This window comes from Vibrio anguillarum (assembly GCF_001989995.2).
GTDB classification, from domain to species: domain Bacteria; phylum Pseudomonadota; class Gammaproteobacteria; order Enterobacterales; family Vibrionaceae; genus Vibrio; species Vibrio anguillarum.
Map to the genome: position 1 here is coordinate 47,758 of NZ_JAHGUP010000018.1, position 20,296 is coordinate 68,053.

21 protein-coding genes are annotated in these 20,296 nt (G+C 44.1%); 4 read left to right on the forward strand and 17 right to left on the reverse strand.

What is annotated here, in order from left to right:
• Window positions 1-4 precede the first annotated feature (4 nt).
• Together PL85_RS04555 and mlc are read right to left on the reverse strand one after the other, a co-directional pair.
• Window positions 5-949, reverse strand: coding sequence for a chemotaxis protein CheV (locus PL85_RS04555; protein WP_017048555.1), 945 nt, complete (start codon window positions 947-949; stop codon window positions 5-7).
• Between the two features lie 90 nt (window positions 950-1,039).
• The gene (gene mlc, locus PL85_RS04560) at window positions 1,040-2,257 is read right to left on the reverse strand and encodes a sugar metabolism global transcriptional regulator Mlc (RefSeq protein ID WP_013856420.1); all 1,218 of its coding nucleotides are present in this window, start codon (window positions 2,255-2,257) and stop codon (window positions 1,040-1,042) included.
• Window positions 2,258-2,536: 279 nt separating this feature from the next.
• On the opposite strand from mlc, the gene pyk reads away from it, so the two are divergent.
• The gene (gene pyk / locus PL85_RS04565; protein WP_017045267.1) at window positions 2,537-3,985 is read left to right on the forward strand and encodes a pyruvate kinase; all 1,449 of its coding nucleotides are present in this window, start codon (window positions 2,537-2,539) and stop codon (window positions 3,983-3,985) included.
• Window positions 3,986-4,003: 18 nt separating this feature from the next.
• Here the strand turns inward: pyk and PL85_RS04570 are convergent, their stop codons facing one another.
• Both PL85_RS04570 and cydH read right to left on the reverse strand, forming a co-directional pair.
• Window positions 4,004-5,203 (reverse strand): patatin-like phospholipase family protein, encoded by a 1,200-nt coding sequence (locus PL85_RS04570; RefSeq protein ID WP_064625709.1) that lies wholly within the window; start codon window positions 5,201-5,203, stop codon window positions 4,004-4,006.
• An 18-nt stretch (window positions 5,204-5,221) separates the two neighbouring features.
• Entirely contained in the window at window positions 5,222-5,311 is a 90-nt protein-coding gene (gene cydH / locus PL85_RS04575) for a cytochrome bd-I oxidase subunit CydH (protein WP_094123948.1), read from the reverse strand.
• Window positions 5,312-5,445: 134 nt separating this feature from the next.
• On the opposite strand from cydH, the gene PL85_RS04580 reads away from it, so the two are divergent.
• From PL85_RS04580 to PL85_RS04590, 3 genes are all read left to right on the forward strand, one after another.
• The gene (locus tag PL85_RS04580; protein ID WP_174223798.1) at window positions 5,446-6,030 is read left to right on the forward strand and encodes an outer membrane beta-barrel protein; all 585 of its coding nucleotides are present in this window, start codon (window positions 5,446-5,448) and stop codon (window positions 6,028-6,030) included.
• Window positions 6,031-6,507: 477 nt separating this feature from the next.
• Window positions 6,508-7,968 (forward strand): sodium-dependent transporter, encoded by a 1,461-nt coding sequence (locus PL85_RS04585; protein ID WP_017045264.1) that lies wholly within the window; start codon window positions 6,508-6,510, stop codon window positions 7,966-7,968.
• A complete protein-coding gene (locus PL85_RS04590) occupies window positions 7,968-8,063 on the forward strand; it encodes a MetS family NSS transporter small subunit (RefSeq protein WP_010319106.1) in 96 nt (31 codons plus the stop codon). Before PL85_RS04585 ends, PL85_RS04590 begins: the two co-directional genes overlap by 1 nt.
• A gap of 357 nt (window positions 8,064-8,420) precedes the next feature.
• On the opposite strand, the gene ptsG is transcribed toward PL85_RS04590, so the two are convergent.
• The 13 genes from ptsG to rpmF form a co-directional block, all read right to left on the reverse strand.
• A complete protein-coding gene (gene ptsG / locus PL85_RS04595; protein ID WP_115339167.1) occupies window positions 8,421-9,851 on the reverse strand; it encodes a PTS glucose transporter subunit IIBC in 1,431 nt (476 codons plus the stop codon).
• Window positions 9,852-10,278: 427 nt separating this feature from the next.
• Entirely contained in the window at window positions 10,279-11,064 is a 786-nt protein-coding gene (locus tag PL85_RS04600; protein ID WP_017045263.1) for a TatD family hydrolase, read from the reverse strand.
• A complete protein-coding gene (gene holB, locus PL85_RS04605; RefSeq protein ID WP_115339168.1) occupies window positions 11,055-12,041 on the reverse strand; it encodes a DNA polymerase III subunit delta' in 987 nt (328 codons plus the stop codon). The genes PL85_RS04600 and holB overlap by 10 nt, the downstream gene beginning before the upstream one ends.
• 9 nt (window positions 12,042-12,050) lie before the next feature.
• Window positions 12,051-12,695 (reverse strand): dTMP kinase, encoded by a 645-nt coding sequence (gene tmk / locus PL85_RS04610; RefSeq protein WP_017045261.1) that lies wholly within the window; start codon window positions 12,693-12,695, stop codon window positions 12,051-12,053.
• Window positions 12,692-13,708: an endolytic transglycosylase MltG gene (mltG, locus tag PL85_RS04615; RefSeq protein WP_115339169.1), complete on the reverse strand. Its 1,017-nt coding sequence runs from the start codon at window positions 13,706-13,708 to the stop codon at window positions 12,692-12,694. The genes tmk and mltG overlap by 4 nt, the downstream gene beginning before the upstream one ends.
• Window positions 13,705-14,502, reverse strand: coding sequence for an aminodeoxychorismate lyase (gene pabC, locus PL85_RS04620; RefSeq protein WP_094123822.1), 798 nt, complete (start codon window positions 14,500-14,502; stop codon window positions 13,705-13,707). The genes mltG and pabC overlap by 4 nt, the downstream gene beginning before the upstream one ends.
• A gap of 77 nt (window positions 14,503-14,579) precedes the next feature.
• Window positions 14,580-15,824, reverse strand: coding sequence for a beta-ketoacyl-ACP synthase II (fabF, locus tag PL85_RS04625; protein WP_026028275.1), 1,245 nt, complete (start codon window positions 15,822-15,824; stop codon window positions 14,580-14,582).
• Window positions 15,825-15,914: 90 nt separating this feature from the next.
• A complete protein-coding gene (gene acpP / locus PL85_RS04630) occupies window positions 15,915-16,148 on the reverse strand; it encodes an acyl carrier protein (RefSeq protein WP_014204679.1) in 234 nt (77 codons plus the stop codon).
• Window positions 16,149-16,382: 234 nt separating this feature from the next.
• Window positions 16,383-17,117, reverse strand: coding sequence for a 3-oxoacyl-ACP reductase FabG (gene fabG, locus PL85_RS04635; RefSeq protein WP_160117745.1), 735 nt, complete (start codon window positions 17,115-17,117; stop codon window positions 16,383-16,385).
• A 19-nt stretch (window positions 17,118-17,136) separates the two neighbouring features.
• Complete coding sequence (gene fabD / locus PL85_RS04640) at window positions 17,137-18,060, reverse strand: ACP S-malonyltransferase (protein ID WP_115339171.1); 924 nt, start codon at window positions 18,058-18,060, stop codon at window positions 17,137-17,139.
• A 63-nt stretch (window positions 18,061-18,123) separates the two neighbouring features.
• The gene (locus PL85_RS04645) at window positions 18,124-19,074 is read right to left on the reverse strand and encodes a beta-ketoacyl-ACP synthase III (protein WP_010319117.1); all 951 of its coding nucleotides are present in this window, start codon (window positions 19,072-19,074) and stop codon (window positions 18,124-18,126) included.
• A gap of 5 nt (window positions 19,075-19,079) precedes the next feature.
• On the reverse strand, window positions 19,080-20,105 hold the full coding sequence (plsX, locus tag PL85_RS04650; RefSeq protein WP_017042562.1) for a phosphate acyltransferase PlsX: 1,026 nt from the start codon (window positions 20,103-20,105) through the stop codon (window positions 19,080-19,082).
• Window positions 20,106-20,114: 9 nt separating this feature from the next.
• Window positions 20,115-20,285, reverse strand: a complete 171-nt coding sequence (gene rpmF / locus PL85_RS04655) for a 50S ribosomal protein L32 (RefSeq protein WP_010319119.1) — start codon at window positions 20,283-20,285, stop codon at window positions 20,115-20,117.
• Window positions 20,286-20,296: the final 11 nt, after the last annotated feature.

Here is a 20,296-nt window from a genome sequence, read left to right on the forward strand (position 1 = left end):
AATCTTACGAAAGCACATCACGTAATCGGTCTTGTGCCACTTGTACTAATAAATCGGGTTGAAATTTAGAGATAAAACGATCACAACCCACTTTTTGTACCATGGCTTCATTAAAGCTGCCACTGAGTGACGTGTTTAACGTAATAAATAGTGATTTCATTCTCGGATCATTACGGATCTCGGAAGTCAGTTTATAGCCGTCCATTTCTGGCATTTCAGCATCGGTGATCATCAGTAAAAGCTCACTCGTTACATCTCTTCCTTCATCGCTCCACGACTTCAGAAGATTCAATGCTTCTAAGCCATCTCTGCATTCGACAATTTCCAAACCAAGCTGTGAGAGCGTCCCTTTTATTTGGTTACGAGCCGTTGAAGAATCATCCACAATCAGAATTTTTCGCCCGACCATCTCCGCAACCAAATCATGGTCAAGAACGCCTTCTGAGATAGAAACATCATAATCAATAATCTCAGCTAACACTTTTTCAACATCAATGATTTCAACAATATGGCTACTGTTGACCTCTTTAACATGGGTGATAGCGGTAAGGTAATTAGAACGGCCAGCTAAACGCGGTGGTGGCTGAATTTCAGTCCATGCGGTATTGATAATATTGCGAACTTGCCCAACCAAAAAACCTTGAATAGTTCGATTGTACTCAGTGATGATGAGGTTCTGTTCTTGGCTATCCAAGCGAGATGGAGGAAAACCGATCGCACTGCGCAAATCAATGACAGGAACTGGCACTCCCCTCAATGAGGCTACACCCGTAATATTATGATGAGAACCGGGCAATTTCGTTAACTGAGGAACTTTGATCACTTCCCTCACCTTAAATACATTGATCGCAAAAATTTGCCGGCTATTTAAGCTGAATAAAAGCAACTCAAGTCGATTCTCTCCGACAAGATTGGTGCGCTGGTCAACCGTATTTAAAACACCTGACATACGAAATCCCGAAAATTATAGTGAACTCACATAACAGTATAGCCATATGGGTTAATTGTAAAAAATATAAATGATCTAACCGCGAAAAAATTAACCTTCGACAACTTTCATCAGCAAAAGTCCATCATAGAGAGCTTGTTTAATCAAAGCCGCACCGGGCATGGTTGCCTGTTTATAAAAACGTGATTCCACTAATTCGAGATCTTGATGATAGACAGGTAAGCTCTGCTCTTCGATGCATTTTTGCAATGCAGGGTATAACACGTTCTTAGCTTGGTTGATAACACCACCGATAAGAATTTTTTCTGGGTTAAACAGGTTGATCACAATTGCGATTGCGGCCCCTAAATAACGCCCTAGTTTCTCTATCACATCCACCGCTAATGGGTCACCCTCTGCTGCGGCCTCACAGATATCTTCAATAGTGATTTCACTGTGCTCAGTCAATGATGAAACCTCACCGTTTGCAATACGCAGCGCCACTTCTTCACGAATTGCTTGCGAACTGGCGACTGTCTCCAAACAGCCAATATTGCCACAATGGCAACGTTTACCGTGCGGATCAATTTGGATATGACCTAACTCACCGATATTCCCGTGCCGACCTTGCAGCACCCTGCCATCAAGGATAATGCCGGCCCCTAAACCGTGGTGAATAGAGATAAGAACCGAATTTTCATTGCCTTGCGAGTGGCCAAACAACTTTTCAGCCAGTGCCCAAGCTCGGGTATCATTCGCCACAAATACAGGTAGGCCCGTCGCCTTATAAATTTCAGGACCAAGAGCCAGATTTTCCACATTGTAATGAGGCATCTGCAGTACAATCCCTTGCTCTGAATTCACTAAACCGGGCAAGGTAATTGCGATACTCGTCACTCGATCCAATTGCGACGAGTAGGTTTGAAAAAACTCTTCAATTTCGTAAAGCAACCTAGCGAGCACGTCATCTTGGTCTAGCTCATGGATCTCAATCTTGGTGTCGATCAACACTTCACCACCCAACTCATGCAGGGCAATAATTAGGTAGCCACGCCCTAAACGCATGGATAAAAATTGCCATCCCTCATTATTGGTTTGTAAACCAACGGCTGGGCGACCACGGCTGATCGCTTCTTGTACTGTCGTTTCATGGATTAAATGAGCTTCAATTAACTCACGAGTAATTTTGGTAATACTTGCCGGAGCAAGCTCACTCTCCTTCGATAAATCGATGCGAGAAATGGGACCTTTTTGGTCAATGAGTTTATATACACGACCAGCATTGACCTGTTTGATATGATCAATATGGCCTGGTTGCGCCATATACATTGGGAGCTCCAGAAATCAATAACATGCCAATTTTTTTACTTTGCGAAGTAATTGTGAAGCGCTTTAGTATATTGCCGTGACAAGCATCACGGATATACCTAGATCTTCGTGTATTTAGCCAATAAACTGCCATTTGTTTACATTCAAAAAATATGAAACTCCTCTTTTTTTGTGACAAAAATCATCTGACACCTGTCGATAAATTTCACTCTTATCCCCTTTCTTTCGCCAGATCTTGCATATACTCAATCTAGATTCCCGCCCCATCAGGAGAACACAATGACCGCTGTGTTAAGAAGAACAAAAATCGTGACTACTTTAGGCCCATCAACAGACAAAGGCGAGATATTAGAGGCGATTATCAAAGCTGGCGCAAATGTTGTGCGCATGAATTTTTCACATGGTAGCTCCGAGGACCATAAACTGCGAGCGCAACGAGTAAGAGCTATCGCTGCTAAGTTGGGTCGCCATGTCGCTTTACTTGGTGATTTACAAGGACCAAAAATTAGGGTCTCCACATTTAAAGAAGGAAAAGTCTACTTAAATGAAGGTGACCGATTTGTTCTTGATGCAGAGCTCCCCCCAGGGCAAGGTGACCAAGACTCGGTTGGCATTGACTACAAAAAACTACCACAAGATGTGCAGCAGGATGACTTGCTGCTATTGGACGACGGACGAGTACAACTACTCGTCACAGCAGTCGATGGTGCTAAAATACACACCATAGTCACCGTCGGTGGTCCACTTTCAAATAACAAAGGCATCAACAAAAAGGGTGGCGGTTTATCGGCGGAAGCGCTGACCGAAAAAGACAAACGAGACATACTACTCGCCGCCGAAATACAGGTTGAATATCTGGCCATTTCATTTCCTCGCAATGGCGAAGATATGAAATACGCTCGCCGCCTCGCTCGTGATGCAGGCCTTGAAGCCAAACTCGTGGCGAAAGTGGAACGGGCAGAAACCGTTGCCAGTGATCACAATATTGATGACATCATTATGGCCTCCGATGTGATCATGGTCGCTCGTGGTGACTTGGGGGTAGAAATTGGTGATCCTGAGCTGGTTGGTGTGCAGAAAAAACTGATCCGCCGCGCTAAGGCACTCAATAGAGTAGTGATCACCGCAACACAAATGATGGAGTCAATGATAGAGAACCCAATGCCAACCCGCGCGGAGGTAATGGATGTTGCCAATGCGGTGCTTGACGGAACCGATGCGGTGATGCTTTCAGGTGAAACTGCTGCTGGTAAATACCCAGTAGAAACGGTTCGTTCGATGGCCGAAGTGTGTGTCGGCGCGGAAAAAATGATCGAAGCTAGCCAACAAAATTACCGAATCGATACTTCGTTTGTGACTGCTGAAGAGACCATCGCGATGTCCACTATCTATGCGGCCAATCACATGGAAGGAATCAAAGCCATGGTGACTCTGACCGAATCAGGAAGAACAGCGCTTATGACCTCACGCTTAAATTCTGTACTGCCTATCTTTGCTATGTCACCCAATGAACGAAGTTTAAACCGCTGCGCTCTATATCGGGGAGTCACACCCGTCTATTTTGATACCAAAGCAGACACTGGTTTTGATGTGGCCGTTGCAGCTCTCAATACGCTTAAGGAGAAAAAATTGTTAGAGTTCGGTGACTTAGTGATCATCACTCAAGGTGACATTATGGATGTCGAAGGGTCAACCAACTGCATGCGTATCCTGCCGGTCCTTGAATAACCCGTGCTCCCCGTTGACTTAATGGTCGCGGGGAAAATAATCCGATGATGCAATACGGGACTGATATGCCGACTGCGCTTGGTTAAATTGGTCGATAAAGCGATAACCCGCCGTCAGTCCCAGCTCATAATCATAAAGCAGATCTTCTTTGCTGCTTAAGAGAGATCTTGACCTCAGTGGTTCGCTGGGCACAATCTGTAGGATGTAAACATCATCCGGCGGCGCACGCAAAAATTCTTGAGTAAGAGAATAAGTTTGGTAATGCACCATTAACATATCCGCTAACCCCGAATCAAACTTGTCACCAATTAAATGACTCAAGCGATAAATATCATCAGCGCCAAATAACCAGCGTCCACCATTGAGTAGCTCCAAATTCATTTGCTCACGTTTTTGTAGCTTAGAACGTTCTATTTGTTGATGGAGAAGACCACTCCACTCTTGCTTCCAGTAAGACAATTTTTGTCGCCACTGACCTTGAATATTTTGCAAAGGTTCATGTAACCAATGAGCCTCGTTGTAAGGCTTAGCAGAAGGCAACGGCTTCATCGGTAACCCACTCTCTACCGCGTCGACATCAGGGCATTCAGTGCGGATTACCGCGACAAAACGGGCACCTCTACGCCATGCCTCCTGAACTGGAATTGATGCCGATACTCCACCATCAATATATAGGTCATCACCCAGCTTGACTTCATGCGGATATAAGCGGGGAATCGCACAGGTGGCAATCAACACCTCTCGCCAGTTACTTTCTAATATCGGGAAATAATGGTCGTGGAGTGAGTGTGCTGAGGTAACAGCAGCATAAGCTTTTCTTTTCGCAAGGACTTGGGCTCCCATATCGACATCCAACCGATAAGGAAATTCCGATATGCGATCTAAAGCCCAATCCAAGTTCATGAACTGCTTACGCCGAACGTAGCTAAATAGATTAAAAAAATTAGCATCCGTGGTGAGTTCTAAAATAAAAGCCTTGCCTAACCCATGCTGACGGCATAGGTAAGCGCACAAATTCAATGCACCTGCAGAGGTGCCATAGAATTCATCAAAGGGGTCAAAATTGGAAAGAAGGAACGCATCTAACACACCTGCGGTAAAAATACCTCTTTGGCCACCACCTTGGGCAACCAATGCATTTTTTCCTCCAATGTACTTCGAGAGCCGATCTAAATCCGCTCTCGTCTCTTTATCAGAGATAGTTCCACTAGTGTTCATCAGCAGAACCCTCGTTGATTAATGGCTGATAGCGATCAAACCAAAACCGACGAGAATAGTAAAGACCGTTGCAGTAATCACTAATGCATATTTTAGATCAAGTTCCATAGCCACCTCCTATCAGATAACAAAGTAATAACATCAGTGTGAAGTATCTTCAAGAATCGTTGGTTTTTCGTGCACAATTATGGAGTTACCATCACAATAACCTAATCGTTAAAAAGTGGCTTAGGTTAATAATTATGCATCAATACAATAAAATCATTCTTATCATCGGAGCTTTATCTGCTCCCTATGCACAAGCGCAAGTCATCGTTTCTCCCTTTTTTGGGTATATCATTGGGGGCGAAGTCGAGGATCAAGCCAGCAATGAATACGATTTAAAAGCTTCCTCTGGTTATGGCCTCGCTATAGAAACTGATTACGAAAAAGGCCGAATTGGTCTGTTTTATGCCACTCAAAACACCGTTGTTGAAACCATTAACGCGGATGCCAACATCCATTACCTCCACTTTCAAAGCAGCATTTATTATCCGACAAGCCAACAATTGACCGCTTATATAGGCCTAGGTATCGGTGGTTCTTATACGGATGTTGACTGGGCTAAAGATAAATATGGTTTTTCTTCAAGCTTGTTTGGGGGTTTTGAGTATGCCTTTACCGATAACATTGCGCTGAATAGCCAAGTGCGTTGGTTAGGTACCTCTGTTGACAACGAAACTTCAGCAACCTGTACACTGCCTTCTTCAGAAACGTGCGTGATTCGTTTTAAATCTGATTGGATAAATCAATTTTCGGCTAATATCGGCCTAACAGTTCGTTTTTAAACCAAGATAAAATTGTGGTGTGATTCACTAGTGAGTGTATGTTTTTCAGTCATACACTCTTCGACAAAAAATAGTTTTATCATTTATATTTTTTAGACAACGAAGTTATAAATTCCATTCTTATTAAAAAATGACGTTCATTCCACCTAAATCCCAATTAATTAACAACTAATACACCATCAAAAAACCAGAGAATAACATTTACAATCTATTGCCTTAACTTAGATTAGTCTGTAGTCTCGAACCCATGCGTAGCTGATTATTTCAGATACAGCAAACACACATCGAACTATTAAGAACAATATTCTGAGTTCTCTGAAAGCTGACAACATATAACACTAACTTTTTGCCAGTTCATGGATGATGGCGCAAATATTCACGGTCTATTTAGTGTACCGATAGTATTCATCACTCCAACACTGGCTCCGCAGCCGAAGAGAAGCTTCATACCTCAGGGAAGTCGTAAAGGAGTAAACAATGAAGCGAGAACAATGGGGATCCCGTGCAGGGTTCATTCTGGCTGCCGTAGGTTCGGCTATCGGTCTTGGAAACATATGGCGTTTCCCTTATATGGCTTATGAGAATGGGGGTGGTGCATTCTTCATCCCTTACCTTTTCGCCATGATCACAGCGGGTATACCGTTTATGATCCTAGAGTTCAGTATGGGTCAAAAGCATCGCGGTTCAGCACCAGCCACACTGGCTAAAATTCACGCAAAATTTGAATGGTTAGGTTGGTTCCAAGTAGGGGTTGCCGCTATTATTGCTGTGTATTATGTGGCCGTTATTGGCTGGGCTATTTCCTACTTTGGTATGTCGTTTACACAAAGTTGGGGAACCGATACTAATGCTTTCTTCTTTAGCAACTATTTAGCACTAGGCGATAATTCACCGACCAATCTCGGTAGTATTCAATGGAAAATCGCCATTGCAATGCTGATTGCATGGGCCATTACTTATGCTGCTATCGTCGGTGGAGTGAAATCTGGAATCGAACGCGCTTCAAAAATCATGATGCCAATACTGTTTATCATGGTACTGCTTTTGATTGGCCGCATGATTTTCCTACCAGGTGCATTAGATGGTGTGAACTACATGTTTGAGCCTGACTTTGACAAGATCTGGGATGTGAAGGTTTGGGCTGCTGCTTATGGACAGATTTTCTTCACCCTAAGTATTGGTTTTGCCATCATGCTGGCATATTCCAGCTACCTTCCTGAGAAATCAGACATAACGAATAACGCCTTCATGACAGTATTGATCAACTGTGGTTTCTCAATTCTGGCGGGGATTATGATTTTCTCTGTTCTTGGTTACATGGCTCATGAACAAGGCAAACCGTTGACAGAAGTCGTGTCTGCGGGCGTTGGGCTTGCATTCGTTACGTTACCAGCGGCTATCAACCTATTGCCAGCGCCCTATATTCTTGGGCCAATATTCTTCTTTGCACTTGTTGTTGCAGGCCTAAGCTCACACATATCAATCATTGAAGCCGTCACCTCAGCCGTCATCGATAAGCTAAAATGGAGCCGTAAAAAGGCCGCTAATGTAGTTATCAGCGTAGGGTTTTTGGTTTCAATGGCCTTTGCGACCAACGGTGGCCTGTTGCTACTCGACCTTGTCGACCACTTCGCAAACAACGTGGGTATTATGGCGAGCTGTCTAGTGGAACTTACGCTCATGGCATGGCTATTTAAGATTTCTGACGTACGCAAATACGTGAACAGCATTTCCGATTTCAATATTGGCGTGTGGTTTGATATTTGTCTGCGCTTTATCTCACCTGTAATTTTGGCCATTATTGTTGCCACAAAACTGAACGCTCTATTCACAGAGGGTTACGGTGGTTATGACCTCACCCTAGGATGGGTCATGATCGGGTTACTATTCGCTATAGGCGTAACAATCAATGCAACAAGCCGCAAGGAGTGCAACTAATGACGACAAGTGCAATTATTATGATGATTATTGGTTTGGGCATTACGTGGGGTGGCGCCGCCATCTGCATTAAAAAAGCCATGAACAAACAATAATCCTGTTGATTCTAAAAGCCGATGTCATCATCGGCTTTTTTTATGCCTGTCGACAACCGCTACACCTGCCTCTTGAAGCCAAACCTATTCATGCCACCCAAACCACAGCAAAATTAAACATGTGAATAAAGGAATAGAGCGAAATAGCCCTTACTTGATTATCGTTTGAGATAAAAGAGAATTAAGTCAACAAGCCAAGTGTGAGATCCGTCTTATCGCCGCAAGCGGACAACTCAACTAATAAATGAGATGGCAATGATCAACTTATAAAAATAGGAAATGGCTGATGAGCGAGTTAGCGGCAAAAGAAAAGGAGGCTTTCGCCTCCTTTTTTATAGGGGAATGAAAAGATATGAATTAACCGTGATTACGGATCCACTCATCCATTTCAGTTTTAAGGTTGTCAGACTTAGTACCAAAGATAGCTTGAACGCCACCCGATACAACAACAACACCCGCAGCACCAAGCTGTTTCAATTTCTCTTGGTTTACTGCTTCTGTTTTAGCAACAGAAACACGTAGACGAGTAATACATGCATCTAGGTTAGTGATGTTTTCTTTACCACCAAAGGCCGCAACAAGTTCACCAGCTAACTCACTGCCTGTAGCAGAAGAAGCTTCTTCAGATTCATCTTCACGACCTGGAGTTTTCAGGTTCATCGTACGGATAACGAAAGTAAACACGACATAGTATAGAACTGCATAAGCAATACCTAGACCAACCAATAGCAACATGTTTTCAGCACGAGGAGATTGAACAACAAAGTCAATGAAACCGTTCGAGAACGTGTGACCGTGAACAACACCTAGAGCGTTAGTCAATACATAAGCAAGACCAGCTAGCAAAGCATGAACAACATAAAGTACTGGAGCGATGAATAGGAACGAGAACTCAATAGGTTCTGTGATACCCGTTAGGAATGAAGTCAATGCAGCTGATGCCATGATACCCATTACTTTGGCACGGTTTTCTGGTTTAGCACTGTGTGCAATTGCAATTGCTGCAGCTGGAAGACCGAACATTTTGAATAGGTAGCCACCCGCTAGTTGACCGAAACCGTTACCTGCAGCGCGAGACGCATCATCAGCAGTCAAGAAACAAGTCATGATACCGTGAACGGTAGTACCTGCATTGTTGGTACATGTACCTGCTTCATAGAAGAAAGGCACGTTCCAGATGTGGTGAAGACCAAATGGAATTAATGAACGCTCAACAACACCGTAGATACCAAATGCGGTTACTGGGTTTTGGTTAGCAGCCCAATCAGAGAATGTCGCGATAGCCGAACCTACAGGAGGCCAAATGACAGATAAAACAATACCTAGAGCAATCGCAAGGAAACCCGTAATGATTGGTACTGCACGTTTACCCGCGAAGAAGCCAAGATATTCAGGAAGTTGAATTTTGTAAAAACGATTGAATGCCCAAGCAGCAACACCACCTGCAAGGATACCACCAAGAACACCTGTCTCGATGTTATCAACACCCATTACGACTGCCATTACTTTTAGCGTCGCAACCATGATGCCATAGCCAACAATTGCTGACAGGCCTGAAACACCATCGTTATTCGTGAAGCCTAATGCTACACCTACTGCAAAGAGTAGTGCCATTTGACCAAAAACCGAACCACCAGCTTGTTCCATTAAATGTGAAACAACTTCTGGTAGCCAGCTAAAGTTCGCTGCACCCACACCAAGCAAAATACCCGCAACTGGTAAAACTGATACTGGAAGCATCAGAGCCTTACCAACTTTCTGCAGGTTTGCAAAAAGGTTTTTAAACATGTTTATGCTCCTGATTAAGTTATTAGAATTGTTTGGGTTCTAACGGCACACCCCCGTAGCCTAAATGTTAGCACCCAATGAAAATGTAACCACATATCGCATTATATTTTTCGCCTCTAAATATATCTTGATGCCACTCAAACTTTCTAGTTAGTAACGAAATTTTGTTTCAAAACAATAGACCGATCACAATGCGGGAGGGTGTAAACTCTGCCAATCAATTAATATAACTACATGTTTTATAATGACATTGTTAACAATACCATTAATTTCACAGAGTGAATAAAATTAGCGCACTTGTTATTTTTAGTAACAAAATTACAATTTTAACTTTCAAGCTTATTTTTTCAACAGATTAAGTAAACAAGGTAATAAGTTGTTAATTATCACGCTAACTTGATAAAAAACGCCGTCTTACACGCATTTCTCACGACAATTCAACTTTCCGTCGCAAAAAAAGATTTTGGTAATTTTCGGTCGTTTTTTCTTCAATTTCTTTTAATGACAGATTTTTTAGCTGTGCGATATAAGCAGCAACCTCAACAACGTAGGCCGGCTGATTTTGCTGACCACGGTGTGGAACCGGTGCAAGATAAGGGGAATCAGTTTCAATCAGCAAGCGTTCCAAGGGCAGCGCCTTCACAACTTCTTTCAATTCTGTCGCTTGTCTAAACGTGACAATTCCTGAGATAGAAATATAAAAGCCAAGCTCCATAGCGGCTTGTGCAAAGGCAAGATCTTCAGTAAAACAATGGATAACACCACCGCACCTTTCTGCCCCACCATCACGGAGCATTTCAAGAGTATCGGCCCGGGCATTCCGTGTATGAATGATCAAAGGTTTGTTAAGGGCAACGGCGGTTTCAATGTGCTGTGAAAACCGTAACTTCTGTAACTCAGCCGTTTCCGGCTGATAGTGATAATCTAGCCCCGTTTCGCCAATCGCCACCACTTTGGGATGACTCGCGTATTGATGGAAGCGGGTCAATTCAAAATGACTTTCAACGTCAAGTGGATGAACACCACAAGAAGCATGAACATTATCAAAGGGCTGAATAAGCTCTAACATTGGTTCAAAAGAATCCAGCGTTACGCCAACAGAAAGCAATTGCTTAACATTGGCTTGACGAGCTTTTTCTACTACATCAGCAACATCGATATGGAGCGTATCGTAATCAAGTTTATCTAAGTGGCAGTGCGAATCTACAAACATGTTTTCTCATCATTAAAGTTAAATAGCCAATCGCTGATCAGTAGCTCGCTATTGAGCCCACTAAACGTCTTTAGTTCTTCCATTAAACGAGTTAATGCCTTGGTTTGGCGATAAAGTACTGGGTAGCTGATCTGTTTTGCTAATCGAAGGCTAATAGGAAGCTGCTGCTGTTCAACCACGCCAAATTGTACCTTTTGCGTATCGGTCAACATGGTCCACAGCCAAGCCAAATATTGGGTAGGCGCCTCATTAATCTGCTTCACACAAGCGGAAATATCGGCACAGGCATTGGTTAAGCAATGAGCAATATTTTGCTCAAAAGCCTGATATTTTGCTAACTCTCCCGATTGAATAAACGCCAACGTATTTAGTGGTGAATAACCATTTAAATGCGCCGCATAAGGAGGGACAGGTTGCAATGTCTGTTCACTTAACCAATGCGAGACTTGTTCACTGCTCGGTGGTGTAAGCACCGTTTTTTGACAGCGACTGATAATGGTTGGGAGTAATGGGTTGATACGAGAGGCGACAAGTAAGAAAAAACAATTGCGCCCCGGAGCTTCTAACGTTTTGAGCAGTGCATTCGCTGCTGATTCATTCATGGCATCGGCGGGATTAATAACGATAAAGCGAGCACCAGAAAGCTGCGCCGATTCTTGAGCCAACTTATTGCATTGCCTAATTTGATCAACGGTAATCGCCTTCCCCTCTTTTTCAGGCGAGATCAGATGAAAATCAGGGTGACTACCAGACTTCATCAATTCGCAGCTATGACAAAACCCACACGCTTCTGAATGGCTATGCGAACACATCACTGCTGCACTCAACTTCTCAATGAGCCGTTCAGCGCCCAGCCCTGAGGGAGAAACGAGTAAGCTCGCCGCAGGGAACTGCTGGTTATTGAGGCTGGTTTGCCACTGAAGCCAATAGCCTGCTAACCAAGGATACAGATCATTTATCATTAATTTGTTACTCAATGTTTAGCCCTAGTTTCTCTCTAGCATATTGGTTTCTAGAAACTGGGTTAACGCTGCTTTGATAGAGAATGCCACCGCTTCTATTGTTTGTTCAGCATTAATCACAGCCACGCTTTTATCTTCCTTAGCTAGGGCAAGGTAACGTTCACGCGTGCGCTCAAAAAAACCAATATCCATTTTTTCGATACGATCAAGCTCACCTCGACCTCTGGCTCTTTCTAAACCGATGCTCGGATCTAGGTCCAAATAGAGAGTAAAATCTGGCTTAAAATCACCTAGCGTTACCTTTTTAAGGTTTTGCATCGTTTCTAGCGGAATTTGCCTCCCACCACCTTGGTAGGCTTGAGAGGACATATCATGGCGATCACCAACCACCCACGAACCAGCCGCAAGTGCAGGCTTAATCACATTTTCAACCAATTGAACACGAGCGGCGTACATTAATAACAGCTCAGTCATATCCTGAAGCACTTCACCTTCATGCTCTTCTTTGACTAAGGCGCGCATTTTTTCTGCTAAAACAGTTCCACCCGGCTCACGAGTATGAGTGATATTTGTCACGCCGAACTCAATAAGTGTTTCTCTAATGGATTGAATAGCAGTGCTTTTTCCTGCGCCTTCTAAACCTTCTACAACAATAAATTTAGCATTCATGACTGGGTTCTTAACTGTTTTAAATAAGCGCGAACAGCGCGATTATGTTCATTCAATGTTTTAGAAAAAACGTGTCCACCAGAGCCACTGGCAACAAAATACAAATAATTGCTCTGCTCTGGGTTTAATGCCGCTTTGATTGAAGCTTCCCCCGCCATCGCAATAGGCGTAGGAGGTAAACCAAAAATAGTATAAGTATTAAATGGCGTCGGTGTTCTTAAGTCTTTTTTACGAAGATTGCCATCGTAGGCATCGCCAAGCCCGTAAATGACCGTAGGATCAGTCTGTAGCCGCATCCGTTTATTAAGTCGATTGACAAAAACGGAGGCAATGCGCCCTCGCTCTGAAGCAATAGCCGTTTCCTTTTCAATAATTGACGCCAAAATCAACGCTTCATAAGGCGTTTTAATTGGCAGATTTGGCTGGCGATTGGCCCAATGTTGATCGAGTATTTTCTCAAGACGTCTATTGGCCCTTTTTAGGATCTCAAAATCGGTCGTTCCAAAAGGGAAATGATAAGTCTCCGCCAGAAACAGTCCTTCAAGCTTTTGCTGCTCAATGCCTAATTTTTGGGCAATGTCGGCTTCTGCCAAATCAGCTATCGTGTTTGTCACGCCTTCAGTTTGTGCAAGCAGAGCTCGCCACTCATTAAAGCGGCTCCCTTCGACAAAGGTAATAGAGAACTGATGCTCTTTACCGGATATCACGTCCCTTAAGAGATCGATCAATAGATCTCCGGGTTGTACTTGGTAAGTTCCCGCCTTAATTTTGGTTATTTCAGGATGCAGACGTCGCACTAACTTGTACATCGAAAAATCCGTTATCCATTTTTTCTCATTCAATAGCGTTAATACGCCATTGAGGCTCGTACCTGATTTTATGGTCACAACTTGCGATGAAGGAAGCGATAGAGGCTGTTCTAAATAAGCATCTACCTGTCGCTCAATGTAGAAATATCCAGCTCCAACGGCGATAATGATCAGCAGTAATACAACGAGAATTCGATTAATCACGAGTTAAAACGCTCCTGAAAATAGCGTGTTATTTTACCAATAGGGAAAATCGTATTTGCAATTGCCGTGACAGGCGCAACGCCTAATAAGGAGTTAGTAATAAACACTTCATCTGCCGACAATAACTCTTCTAATGAGAATGCTCTCACCTCAACCTTGAGATCGGTAGCCGCCGCCAATAATACACGGCGAATAACCCCAGCTACGCCTGCATTGTCTAAGCTTGGCGTACATAACCTATCCCCTGACACCCAAAAAATATTTGCAACCGTAGTTTCTATGACATGCTCATTGATGTCTAGCGCGATGCCGTCAGCGTACCCTTTTGCATCCATCTCTGACTTCAATAAAACTTGTTCTAGTCGATTGTTATGTTTGTGACCCGCCAATAATGGCGAGAGTCCCATCCGCTGTTGGCATACACCAAGCTCGATACCATCGGCTATCCACTGACCATAATGGGCTGGATACTCAAAGGTACTGATAGTGACTTGAGAATCGCCAACGTTAGCAGGGCTATAACCCCGACCACCTTGTCCGCGGCTAATATGAATTTTCACACCGGATTTTGCGGTACTAGGAACGATCGTTGAGAGCCAATGTTCAACTTGCCGCCAATCAGGGGCGGGAATAGCTAAACACCGCAAACAAGATTCCATGCGTTCGACGTGCATATCCCAATATTGAAGCTCACCAGCGCAAACGAGAATCGTTGTAAAGCAACCATCCCCATACTGAAAAGAGCGATCAGTAAGAGATAGAGTGTCACTAGGTTGTCCATTTACCCAAAACATCGTGCTTACCCCACAAAAAGAAACGGCTCAATGCTAAGCATCAAGCCGTTCAAACTCAAGTGTCACAACCACAATCATTAGATTTTTTTGAAAATCAACGAGCCGTTTGTACCACCAAAACCAAAAGAGTTACAGATAGCATATTCCATACCTTCCACTTTGCGGGCAGTGTGTGGAACAAGATCAATGCCTAAACCTTCTTCTGGATCATCAAGGTTAATGGTTGGTGGAACAATTTGGTCAACTAATGACATAACGGTGATAATGGCTTCAACAGAACCAGCCGCGCCTAGCAAATGACCAGTCATCGATTTAGTAGAAGAGACAAGAACTTGTTTCGAACCTTCTTCACCTAAAGCGCGCTTAACACCTTTAATTTCCGCAACATCACCAGCTGGAGTCGAAGTACCATGCGCGTTGACGTAACCGATTTGAGTACCTGTTACGCCCGCATCACGCATCGCGGCTTCCATCGCTAACGCACCGCCTGAACCGTCTTCGCTTGGTGAAGTCATGTGATAAGCATCACCAGACATACCAAAGCCAACTAACTCAGCATAAATCTTCGCACCGCGTGCTTTAGCATGTTCATATTCTTCAAGAACCATAACGCCCGCACCATCGCCTAGAACAAAGCCATCACGGCCCTTGTCCCAAGGACGAGACGCTTTTTGCGGTTCATCATTACGCGTAGACAATGCTTTTGCTGCGCCAAAACCCGCCATGCCAAGTGGTGTCGATGCTTTTTCTGCACCACCCGCCACCATCGCATCGGCATCACCGTATGCAATCATACGTGCCGCATGGCCAATGTTATGTAAACCTGTTGTGCATGCGGTAGAAATAGCGATATTTGGACCACGAAGACCACGCATGATAGACAAGTTGCCTGAAACCATGTTGACAATCGTTGAGGGTACAAAGAACGGGCTCACTTTACGTGGGCCTTTTTCTACCAAGGCATGATGGCCAGTTTCAATCAAGTCAAGACCACCAATACCAGAGCCGATAGCAACACCGATTCTTGGGGCATTTTCTGGAGTTACTGTGATACCAGAATCATTAAGTGCTTGGATACCCGCCGCAATACCGTACTGGATAAAGAGATCCATCTTACGGGCATCTTTTTTAGACATATACTCTTCGCAGTTAAAGTCTTTGACTAGACCTGCAAAACGAGTTGAAAAATTGGTGGTATCAAAATGTTCGATATTAACGATACCGCTTTGACCAGCTAGCAGGGCTTTCCAAGAAGATTCTACAGTGTTGCCTACCGGTGACAACATACCCATGCCAGTGACAACGACACGACGCTTGGACACGATCATATTCTCCGGAGTTGAAAAGTTCTATGAGAGGTATAGAAGAGTTAGAAAAACTCAGGCGGCCAGAGGGCCGCCTGGGGAGAGATATTACTGAGCGCTGTTTACGTAGTCGATTGCAGCTTGAACAGTAGTGATCTTCTCAGCTTCTTCATCTGGAATTTCAGTATCGAATTCTTCTTCTAGAGCCATTACTAGCTCAACTGTATCTAGAGAATCAGCACCTAGATCTTCTACGAAAGAAGCTTCATTCTTTACTTCTGCTTCGTCTACACCTAGCTGTTCAACAATGATTTTCTTTACGCGTTCTTCGATGTTGCTCATGTTTTCTTTTCCTTTACAGATTTCGCCTAATGCGATGGTTCCGTAGTTTATTCTAACTAGGGAAAGTTGCAAGTGGGTCATTGCTGGTCAAACCACAATTTTACCGATTTTAACCGAAATTAAGACCATTTTTGACTTAAATCATGCACAAATGTTGCGCATATAGTTAGCAAGTTTTACACGTTGTTGACAATAGCAAAGCCTTTATTTCATCAATAACGTTCAAAAACCAACTTATACCATGTACATCCCGCCATTTACGTGCAAAGTTTCACCCGTAATGTAGGCAGCCTCTGGAGAAGCTAAAAATACCACTGCCGACGCAATTTCGCGTGGATCGCCTAAGCGGCCAGCTGGCACTTGGGCTAGTGTAGCAGTACGTTGGTCATCATTCAGCGCTTTTGTCATATCTGTTTCGATAAAACCTGGCGCAACTGTGTTAACCGTCACACCACGAGATGCAACTTCGCGAGCCATAGACTTAGTAAAGCCAATTACGCCCGCTTTTGCCGCTGCGTAGTTGGTTTGACCAGCGTTACCCATAGTACCGACCACAGAGCCCACATTGATGATGCGACCATTGCGCTTTTTCATCATGCCACGTAGCACCGCTTTCGATAAGCGGAAGATAGATGTTAAATTGGTATCAATAATATCTGACCATTCAGCATCTTTCATGCGCATTAAGAGATTATCACGAGTAATCCCGGCGTTATTCACAAGAATATCGATCACGCCAAACTCGTCATTGATGGTTTTCAGCGTCGCTGCGATAGATTCCACATCCGTCACGTTCAGCGCTAGGCCTTTACCATTATTACCAAGATATTCACTGATTGCCGCTGCACCGCTTTCGCTAGTAGCCGTGCCGATCACTGTTGCACCGCGTTCAACTAATAATTCAGCGATCGCTCGGCCAATACCACGGCTTGCGCCAGTCACGAGAGCAATTTTACCTTCTAGGTTCATCATCTATTCTTTCCTTTGATTACTTAACGGCATCAAGTGAAGCAATGTCATTCACTACTGCTGATTCAAGCGATTTAATAATGCGCTTAGTCAGGCCTGTCAAAACTTTGCCTGGGCCAACTTCAAGCAGCTTTTCTATGCCTTGCTCATTCATCAACTGCACACATTCTGTCCAACGAACAGGGCTGTATAGTTGACGAACTAACGCATCTTTAATTTTGGCCGGATCAATTTCTGCTATTACATCCACATTGTTGATAACCGGAATTTGTGGTGCATTAAATTCAATCGATTGTAATGCAACCGCTAACTTGTCTGCTGCTGGCTTCATTAAAGCACAGTGAGAAGGAACAGAAACTGGCAATGGCAGCGCGCGCTTTGCTCCGGCCTCTTTGCATAACTGACCTGCACGTTCAACCGCATCTTTGTTGCCTGCGATGACAACTTGGCCTGGCGAGTTAAAGTTAACTGGTGAAACCACTTCACCTTGAGCAGCTTCTTCACACGCTTTTGCTATCAGCTCATCATCAAGACCGATAATAGCCGACATCGCACCTACACCTTCCGGAACGGCTTCTTGCATTAACTGACCACGCAGCTCTACTAATTTGATGGCTTGCTTAAAGTCAACTACACCTGCACACACCAGTGCGGAATACTCACCCAAGCTATGGCCAGCAAGCAAGGCTGGCTGCTCTAAACCTAGGCTTTGCCATAACCGCCAAAGGGCAACAGAAGAAGCGAGTAATGCCGGTTGAGTACGAGAGGTTTGGTTAAGATCTTCTACTGGGCCATTTTGTACCAATGCCCATAAATCATAACCCAGCACTTCAGAAGCTTCGGCAAATGTCTGTTGAATGACATCATACTGCTGACCAAGTTCCGCAAGCATACCAACTGATTGCGAGCCTTGACCTGGAAATACGATAGCAAACTTGCTCATTGTTTGTTTCCTTAAGTAAAAACAAGAGGTTGAACCAACCCCTTAAAATAAAAATCTATCCGCTTAAAACTTAACGAGTGCCGAGCCCCAAGTAAAACCACCACCGAAGGCTTCAAGCAATAACGTTTGACCACGTTGAATTCGACCATCTCGCACGGCTTCATCGAGCGCGGTTGGGACGGTAGCAGCAGACGTATTACCATGGCGATCAAGCGTTATGACAACTTGGTCAAGTGACATCGATAGTTTTTTCGCGGTCGCGGAAATAATGCGATAGTTAGCTTGATGAGGCACTAACCAATCTAATTCTGATTTGTGCATGTTATTGGCAGCAAGCGTATCTTTAACAAGCTTAGAGAGTTGCGTCACAGCCACTTTAAAGACTTCATTACCCGCCATATAGAGCCATTTATCAGCATCACCACCACGCTCTGGAACAGGTAAACTCAAGAGCTCGCCAAACTCACCATCAGAATAGATATGAGTCGACAAAATTCCTGGCTCTTCACTTGCACCAATAATGACGGCGCCTGCGCCATCACCAAATAAAATGATTGTCGAGCGGTCTGTTGGATCGCAGGTTTTAGACAAGGCATCAGCACCAATGACAAGAATGTTTTTACACATACCCGATTTGATGTGTTGATCTGCAATCGATAATCCATAGACAAAGCCTGAACAGGCAGCCGCTAAATCAAAAGCAGGACATCCTTTGATACCAAGCTTACCTTGCACCTGACATGCCGCCGAAGGAAATGCATGGCTACTACTGGTTGTTGCAACAATAATCAGATCAATATCGTTTTTATCAATGCCGGCCATTTGAATGGCATTTTGCGCTGCATAGAAAGCCATATCCGCAACGGTTTCATTCTCCGCGCAAATGCGGCGCTCACGAATACCAGTACGGGCAATAATCCACTCATCGCTTGTCTCTACCATTTTCTCTAAATCTGCGTTGGTACGCACCTGAGATGGCAAGTAGCTGCCAGTACCTAAAATTTTGCTATACATGAAGACTAATAATGCCTCTCGAGTAAAACCGCTTCCAAACGATCGCTTATACGGCTGGGGACTTGTCGTTTGACCTCGTGTACCGCTTCGGAAATCGCATTCACGACGGCGAGTACATCAGCACTTCCATGACTTTTTATGACAATGCCGCGCAATCCTAACAAACTTGCGCCGTTATACTGGTCGGGGTTCAATGTTTTTAGTTCAGTAAATAATGAAGAAAACAGTTTTCGTGCAATCCAACCCTTTATGGATGAGCCCAAAAGTTGGCTTTTTAACTTATCAATAAAGAGTTGTGCTGTGCCTTCACATGCTTTCAGGCAAACATTACCGACGAAACCATCGCAAACAATCACATCAGCGACATCATCCAACAACTGATTACCTTCGATATAGCCGATATAGTTGACGGCCTGAGTTTGATTCAGCATTTCAGCGCAACGCTTCACTAAATCATTCCCTTTAATCTCTTCCGCACCAATATTAAGGATGGCAACTTTTGCAGAACGACCTAAATGCTGTTCGGCCAGCGCACTCCCCATGACAGCAAATTGAAACAGAGAATCTGCATCACTTGATACATTCGCACCCAAATCCAGCATCCAAGTGCGTTGACCTGAAGCCGTCGGCAACGCTGAAACTAATGCAGGACGATCAATGCCGGGCAGCAATTTCAGACGAAAACGAGATAACGCCATGAGCGCACCTGTATTACCACCACTGACACAAGCATCAGCACGGCTATCAGAAACTAGGTCAATTGCTATGCCCATTGAACTTCCAGCACTATTGCGTAAGGCCAGAGAAGGTTTTTCGGAGTTAGAAATAACGCGGTCACTGTGCAAAATACTCAAGCGAGTATTAAGTTCATAACCTAATTGAGATAATTGATGTGTGATCAAAACTTGATCACCAACGAGGATCACTTTGAGCTCTGGGAAATGCGACAGTGCCTGCACGGCGGCAGGCACTGTTACGCGAGGACCGAAATCCCCGCCCATTGCATCAAGTGCAACGGTTAAATATTGCAAAGGTCAACCTTACTTGCTGATAACCTTTTTGCCACGGTAATAACCGTCAGCAGTCATGTTGTGACGTAGGTGAGTTTCACCTGAAGTCGCATCTACAGATAGTGCAGATGTAGTTAGCGCATCATGTGAACGACGCATGCCACGACGTGCGCGTGATTTTTTGCTCTTTTGTACGGCCATTGACCCTACTC